We start from the raw sequence: 6,763 nt of genomic DNA, 5'->3' as shown, positions 1-6,763 counted from the left end.
TTGCGTCTTATTTCGTATGCTCAGCTGCTCCATGACCTCTTTCACTGGAACTCCTGTTATTCTCAATTCAATGGCTTTCATTTTTGTTTCCACTGGGTAACTTACTCTTGTTGCCAACGTAAAAACACCTCCAAGGTTGTCTCCATATCCTACGACATGGTTGCATTTTCTTGAAGGTGTTTTGATTTGTCTCACGTTATGGGGTCAGTCCCACGTTTATCGACGTTTGACAGCCTTTTTATATCCTTACTGAATGACAGCATTAAGTCCTGCCGTATAGCCTGTGGAGAAAGCCGCAGTAATGTTGTAGCCTCCGGTGTAGCCATGAATATCCAATATTTCTCCGCAAAAAAACAAACCGCTCATGAGCTTGGATTGCATCGTCTTTGGATCGATTTCCTTTAATTGAATGCCTCCGCCGGTTACGAAAGCATCTTCAATGGATAAAGAGCCATACACTCTAATCGGAAAATGTTTGATCAGCAGCGAAAGGGCTATCCAGTCCTGTTTTGGAATATTGTCATAAGTAAGGCTATCCGGCAAACCTGCCTTTTGAAGCAAGATGGGTATCATTTTTTCCGGCAAATAACCTTTAAGGACATTTTTAATCGTTTTTTTCGGTTCAAGCTCGGAAAGTTTCAATGTTTCCTTATAGACCTCGTCTTTGCTTTTATCAGGCACTAAGTCAATCGCAACCTCAATATTGCCCGTCTTAAATTGCTTAAGAGCTTTCACTACAAATTGACTGCATCTTAGCACAATCGGTCCGGAAATACCGAAATGCGTAAATAGCATATCGCCTTGATGTTCAATAATCTGCTTCCCTTTCGGGTTCCAAACCGACAGTGCAACGTCTCTCAGAGATAGCCCTTGCAGCTCCTTGCTTACAATGAAGGGCTCATTTGACGTAAGCGGAACCTCAGTTGGAAAAAGCTCAGTTATCGTATGCCCGGCTTTTTCTGCCCATGCATAACCGTCGCCGGTTGAGCCGGTCTGGGGCACGGACTTGCCGCCGGAAGCTACGATGACACTGCGGGCACGGAATGTTTCACCAGCTTTTGTACGCACGCCTGTGACCCTTCCATTGTCATACATGATATGATCGACAGGAGCGTTCAGTATGATTTTGACACCTTGTTTGCGTACCTGGTTAACAAGCGTATCTACCACCGTTTTAGCTCTATCTGATACGGGGAACATGCGCCCGTTATCCTCTTCCTTTAAAGCAATGCCAAGGTTCTCAAAAAAGGCGATAATATCCTTGTTGTTGAAATTGGAGAATGTACTGTGAAGAAAACGCCCATTGCCGGGAATATGCTTGATCAGCTCATCCAGTTCTTTATTATTCGTTACATTGCATCGGCCGCCGCCGGATATGCCGAGTTTGCGTCCTAATTTATCGCCTTTGTCTAGGAGAAGCACTTTAGCGCCTTCCTTGCTTGCAGCAATACCCGCCATTAGTCCTGCGGAGCCTCCGCCAATTACAATTGCATCATATTGCATCGCTTTCCACCTGCTATATTATTAGTAGTATTATAATACCACAAAAGAAAGGCGGCGTTTGAATGCTGCGAGATGAATGGGTCATAACTGGCGCTAAGGGGTCGCAAATATTTTTGCGGGAATGGAAGTCAGAAACGATAGAGACAAAAGCTGTCGTCTGTCTCGTACACGGGATGGGGGAGCATGGCGATCGTTATGGACATGTAGCTGCTCAGCTTACTGCTGCTGGCTTTGTACTTATAGCGCTGGATCAGCAAGGCCATGGCCGCTCTTCAGGCAAACGGGGGCATCTGCATTCACTTGGCGCAGCTGTAAGCGATGCAGCGCTTATGATTGAAGAGGCTGGCAAACGGCACCCGGGAACGCCGATCTTCTTATACGGCCACAGTATGGGCGGCAATGTGGCGCTTAATTGTGCGCTGCGACTTCAGCCTCCAATTCGTGGACTCATACTGACAAGCCCTTGGCTACAGCTTGCATTCAAACCACATCCAGCTGTGGAGTGGTTTGGACGCAAATTGGCAGCGGTTGTCCCGAAGATGCACCAATCTACTGGCTTAAATCCTGCCGATTTATTTCGTCCTGGCTATGACCTTGCTGCGCCAATCGTGGAAGATCCGTTATGTCATACCAAAATTACACTCCAAACCTATATGGAGATTACCGCTGCCGGCGAGTGGGCGATCGCTCATGCATCCAGCCTGCAGGTTCCACTGCTGCTTATGCATGGCACTTCTGATCGGGTAACATCCTTTGAAGCAAGCGCGCTTGTTGCTGAGCGAATCGGAGACCAATGTTATTTTAGACGCTGGGATGGCGGGTATCATGAGTTGCACAATGACTTGGAGGGGAAAGAGGCTGTTCAAGAGCTAATTGATTGGTTAGAAGAACAATTGTAAATAGAGGTATTTTATGTTTTAATCGGATTAATAGATTGATTCAAATACAAAGCTACGTAAAAAACATAATATGGAATAGATTCAGAGTGTAGTAGGGGGATCGGACGTGACGTCTGTGTTAAAGGAATTGCTCTTACAATTCATTGTGTCCTTATTGCCTGTTTTCGCCTTTCAGCTTTGGTATGATAAAGACCAAAGATGGAAGGGAATACCTATTTTCATGAGCCTATTTTGCGGTGGATCGATGGTATTGTGTATGGTGACTGCTCCTGATTTATTAGGTTATGAAGTCGATTTTCGTCTCATTCCTTATGTAATAGGTTCTCTCTATGGAGGCGTGCCAACATTAGCCGTCTTAACCGTCATCTACATTGCAGTAAGAGTATCTATGCTCGAAGGCAGCTTGGAAGTCATTAACTTTATCATTTTTGTCATTGGTTTTGTCCCGCTGATGTTGTATGCGATTCCATCTTTCCAGCGTACCTCTGTTTTAGGCAAAGAACAGAAAAAACGCAGGGGCTTAGTGATCATGTCCATTTTGATCCTATACTACATTATTTCCGTTACTGGAATTATGTTATTTAATGGTATTTGGTGGTCGAATGTGATGATTTACGTGCAGTTGATCTCTGTTTGTGCATCATTAATGGCAACCTGGCTCTCTATCTTTATGATCGAAAATGTTAAAGAGAAGCAGCAGCTCTATGATGAAGTGAAACGAATGTCGGTTAATTATAGCAATGAAGTGGAGAAGCTTCAGCAATTTATAGATGAGACTTCTTTTGGGGTAGTCATTGTTGATCGTGAAGGCAAAATCACACATTTTAATGATATAGCCAAAACAGTTCTCAGCCTGCCTTCAAAGGATTCTGAAGTGAAGGACTTGCTTGGCGCCTCCTTCCCGCTTATTTTTCAGGACGGACATGGCGATGTTTGCATAAAGCTGCTTTCTCAGGCGTTAAACGGCAGGAAGAACACACTCGTTCCGTACGTTAGCGGCGATAAAATGCTGCTCTTGTCGACGATTTCGATGCGTACATCGGTTAATGCTGAAAATGCAGGCGCATCACTTATCGTTCAGGATGTAACGGAGCTTCGTCAACTTCAGAGTGAGGTTGGGCGAATGGAACGATTAAGCCTGATAGGTCAAATGGCTGCAAGCATCACTCATGAAATACGCAATCCGATGGCGGTTATTCGCGGCTTTGTCCAATTGATTCAGGAGCGCAGTCCAAAAAATCAAGAGGAATACTTTCAGATTGTGATCGATGAGCTGGATCGTGCGAATATGATTATTAGTGATTTTCTATCGCTTGCTCAAAATAGGGAACTAGCCATGGAGCTGACTTCCCTGCATGATGTTGTTAATGAACTTATACCTCTGCTTAGTGCGGATGCGAATTTGCGAGGCCAATCTATTGAAGTGAGCCTTTGCGAAGATATACCTTTAATTATGATGAACGACAGAGAAATTAAGCAGCTATTTCTTAATATTGCCCGTAACGGAATGGAAGCTATGGGCAATAAGGGCTCATTACATATTAGTACTCGTAATAATGGAAATAAAATTGAGCTGCGGATTGCCGATCAGGGTGTCGGTATACCTCCAGAGCAAATGCAGCATTTGTTCGAGCCTTTTTTCTCGACGAAGACGCAAGGAACAGGGCTTGGCCTGCCGTTATGCCTAAGCATCGCTGAGCGCCATAATGGCCGGATTGACGTTGAGTCGAAGGAAGGTGAAGGTACAGCGTTTATCGTTACTTTCACAGTGCCGGAGGAACGCGCGAGTTGAATGAAGGAGCAAATTAGAGTGGAAATGGAAATGCGTAAGTTGTTAGCAAACGAACAACCCCCAATGGAACTGCTCTTGTTAGCAGATCCTTCGATTAAGCTCGTAGAAGAATACATAAAACGCGGGGAAGTTTTTGTAGGTGTTATAAGCAATGAAATTATTGCAGTATTTGTACTGCTGCCAACAAGGCCCGAGACGATCGAGATCGTAAATGTAGCAGTAGCGGAGTCAAAGCAAGGTCAAGGGCTTGGAAAGCAAATGGTACTTTATGCGATTTCATATGCAAAGCTTCTAGGCTACAAAACGATTGAAATTGGAACGGGCAATTCAGGGGTCAGCCAGCTTGCATTGTATCAGAAATGCGGCTTTCGAATGACGAGTATTGACCGAGACTTCTTTGTTAGACATTATCCGGAAGCGATTTATGAGAACGGAATACAGGTTGTTGATATGGTTCGTTTATCTCAGGATTTATAAGGAAAGCGCTAGCTGAGCATACTACCTCTGAAAGATAACCGGCAATTGCGGTTACATTTTATGACGAGAGGAGCGCTCACAATGACGCAGCATAATGAGGAAAAAGGTCGTTCGGCTGAGCAAGCAAAGCAGGCAAAAAATAATACGGCTGCTGACAGCAAATCACCCGAATCCGCTGGTTTTGACAAAAAGCTTGATGGACCTAATCGTCCTTCAATTTAGTGCGGAGGTGTTCATATGCCAGATCATGAGCACAAGAATGAAGATGAAATGCTTAAAGATGATCCCGCTTTAGATCCTTTTGAAATCGAATTTCTGCCTCAGTTTCGCGAAGGGCGAGGAAGCCGTGCGCCGTTTGTGAACTCACACGGCATCGTTATAGGCGATCATGAATATGAGTCTCCGGATTCACCATTGTCGCAGTGGAGCGAGGAAACAGATCCAGCTGTAATGGCTGGCGATGAATGGGTGCATCCTTTTAAGGATGTAGGTTTTCTAACCGCTGAAAATCGGGATATTTTTGAGGAGGGCCTTCAGCCGCAAGGAGGAATATTTACTCATCCTGACAAAAATGCGGCATTTGGTTTGGACAAGCCGAAAGACGCTCCTGTTTAAGCTGAAAAAGAACAGCCGGAGTGCGAGCGCTCCGGTTGCTTTATTTTGACTACGGAAGGTATAATAGTAGCTAAAATAAAGTAATTAAAGGAGTGTGTTTCGATGTCGATGTCATTCGAACGATACATGTTAGATATGGTGCAGCCTATGAGAGACGATCTTACTCGAATTGGTATTCAGGAGCTTCGCACACCTGAAGAAGTAGAAGAAAAATTGCCAAATGCAAAAGGTACGGCGCTTGTTGTTATCAATTCCGTTTGCGGATGTGCAGCAGGCCAATGCCGTCCAGGCGTGGCTGATGCGCTTCAACACGATATTACTCCTGATCATTTATACACTGTATTTGCAGGACAAGATAAAGAAGCAACAGCAAAAGCTCGTGAGTTTTTCGCTCCATATCCGCCATCTTCCCCTTCAATCGCTTTGTTGAAGGATGGAGAGCTAGTACACTTTATCGAGCGCCACCAGATCGAAAATCGTTCCGCATCGGACATTGCAGCCGATCTGACAGACGCTTTCGATCGGTTTTGCCGCTAATTAGGAAGGTAACTATGAGCTTACAACAATCCATTATTCAAAGACTTGGCGTTAAGCCGCAAATCGATCCGGAGCAGGAAATTCGCAAACGGGTTGATTTCTTGAAGGAATACGTAACGAACTCGGGAACAACGGGTTTGCTTATTGCGATTAGCGGCGGAATTGACAGCGCAGTCGCAGCGGGTCTTTGCAAGCGGGCAACAGATGAGCTTAGCGCTGAAACAGGCCGCGAGTATATGACGCTTGGCGTATTTCAGCCTTATGGCGAGCAATCCGATATTGCGGATAGTTATGCAGTAGCGGAAGCGTTCCAGCTAAAGCACCGCGCGGAGACGAATATTGAAGAAGCTGTGGATGAAATCGCGATTGAAGTGGAGCATAGCTTTAAGTCGTTAGGCATTCCGCGTCATTTGAGCCGCGGCGGCAAAGGCAACGTGAAAGCGAGAACGCGGATGGTTATGCAATACGCGCTTGCATTCGACCTTAATCTGTTAGTCGTTGGTACAGATCATGCATCTGAAGCGATTACAGGCTTTTACACGAAATGGGGCGACGGAGCGGTTGATGTTACTCCGCTTAGTACGCTTAATAAACGGCAGGTTCGTGAGCTGGCCTCCCATATCGGCGTACCGCAAAGCGTGCTCGACAAAGCGCCAACGGCAGGCCTATGGGACGGACAAACCGACGAGGGCGAGCTAGGCATCACTTATGGTGATAACAGCGACTATCTCGAAGGCAAGTCCATTAGCGACGAGGCTCGCGAGAAGCTTGAAAAGCAATATTTGAAAACCGAGCATAAGCGCTCCCCGATTCCGGGTATTTAATGAACTGCTTTAAGCTTCGAGCAGTAAAAAGACTGTCCCTTGAACCGAGAATTCGGCAGGGGACAGTCTTTTTTTGTTGCAGTGGAGCAGCATTTGATTAGCTAAGCGGACGCCAA

General features: G+C 45.5%; 8 protein-coding genes. 7 read left to right on the top strand and 1 reads right to left on the bottom strand.

From position 1 onward, the window contains the following. Positions 1-246: 246 nt before the first annotated feature. A complete protein-coding gene (locus tag AC1DM9_RS28960) occupies positions 247-1,503 on the bottom strand; it encodes a BaiN/RdsA family NAD(P)/FAD-dependent oxidoreductase (RefSeq protein ID WP_441959668.1) in 1,257 nt (418 codons plus the stop codon). 62 nt (positions 1,504-1,565) lie between these two features. Between AC1DM9_RS28960 and AC1DM9_RS28955 the strand changes: the two genes are divergently transcribed. From AC1DM9_RS28955 to nadE, 7 genes are all read left to right on the top strand, one after another. After that, positions 1,566-2,402 (top strand): lysophospholipase, encoded by an 837-nt coding sequence (locus AC1DM9_RS28955; protein WP_477512385.1) that lies wholly within the window; start codon positions 1,566-1,568, stop codon positions 2,400-2,402. Between the two features lie 106 nt (positions 2,403-2,508). Beyond that, a complete protein-coding gene (locus AC1DM9_RS28950) occupies positions 2,509-4,194 on the top strand; it encodes an ATP-binding protein (protein ID WP_477551022.1) in 1,686 nt (561 codons plus the stop codon). A 24-nt stretch (positions 4,195-4,218) separates the two neighbouring features. Then, complete coding sequence (locus AC1DM9_RS28945; protein WP_477512396.1) at positions 4,219-4,671, top strand: GNAT family N-acetyltransferase; 453 nt, start codon at positions 4,219-4,221, stop codon at positions 4,669-4,671. An 81-nt stretch (positions 4,672-4,752) separates the two neighbouring features. Further along, positions 4,753-4,893: a hypothetical protein gene (locus AC1DM9_RS28940; protein ID WP_477512383.1), complete on the top strand. Its 141-nt coding sequence runs from the start codon at positions 4,753-4,755 to the stop codon at positions 4,891-4,893. Between the two features lie 15 nt (positions 4,894-4,908). After that, complete coding sequence (locus tag AC1DM9_RS28935) at positions 4,909-5,286, top strand: DUF3905 domain-containing protein (protein ID WP_441876213.1); 378 nt, start codon at positions 4,909-4,911, stop codon at positions 5,284-5,286. Positions 5,287-5,388: 102 nt separating this feature from the next. Further along, the gene (locus AC1DM9_RS28930) at positions 5,389-5,823 is read left to right on the top strand and encodes a BrxA/BrxB family bacilliredoxin (protein ID WP_076268955.1); all 435 of its coding nucleotides are present in this window, start codon (positions 5,389-5,391) and stop codon (positions 5,821-5,823) included. Positions 5,824-5,837: 14 nt separating this feature from the next. Then, positions 5,838-6,647 (top strand): ammonia-dependent NAD(+) synthetase, encoded by an 810-nt coding sequence (gene nadE, locus AC1DM9_RS28925; RefSeq protein ID WP_339204629.1) that lies wholly within the window; start codon positions 5,838-5,840, stop codon positions 6,645-6,647. The last annotated feature ends 116 nt before the right edge of the window (positions 6,648-6,763 follow it).

The organism is Paenibacillus sp. 01T431, from assembly GCF_056398625.1.
The sequence above is the reverse complement of the archived record's forward strand: the minus strand, read 5'-3'. Positions and strand labels throughout refer to the sequence as shown.

Bases quoted from the DNA above. Each gene is read 5' to 3' on its own strand.
- AC1DM9_RS28960 (WP_441959668.1), bottom strand. From the start codon at position 1,503: ATGCAATATGATGCAATTGTAATTGGCGGAGGCTCCGCAGGACTAATG.
- AC1DM9_RS28955 (WP_477512385.1), top strand. From the start codon at position 1,566: ATGCTGCGAGATGAATGGGTCATAACTGGCGCTAAGGGGTCGCAAATA.
- AC1DM9_RS28945 (WP_477512396.1), top strand. From the start codon at position 4,219: ATGGAAATGCGTAAGTTGTTAGCAAACGAACAACCCCCAATGGAACTG.
- AC1DM9_RS28940 (WP_477512383.1), top strand. From the start codon at position 4,753: ATGACGCAGCATAATGAGGAAAAAGGTCGTTCGGCTGAGCAAGCAAAG.
- AC1DM9_RS28935 (WP_441876213.1), top strand. From the start codon at position 4,909: ATGCCAGATCATGAGCACAAGAATGAAGATGAAATGCTTAAAGATGAT.
- AC1DM9_RS28930 (WP_076268955.1), top strand. From the start codon at position 5,389: ATGTCGATGTCATTCGAACGATACATGTTAGATATGGTGCAGCCTATG.
- nadE (WP_339204629.1), top strand. From the start codon at position 5,838: ATGAGCTTACAACAATCCATTATTCAAAGACTTGGCGTTAAGCCGCAA.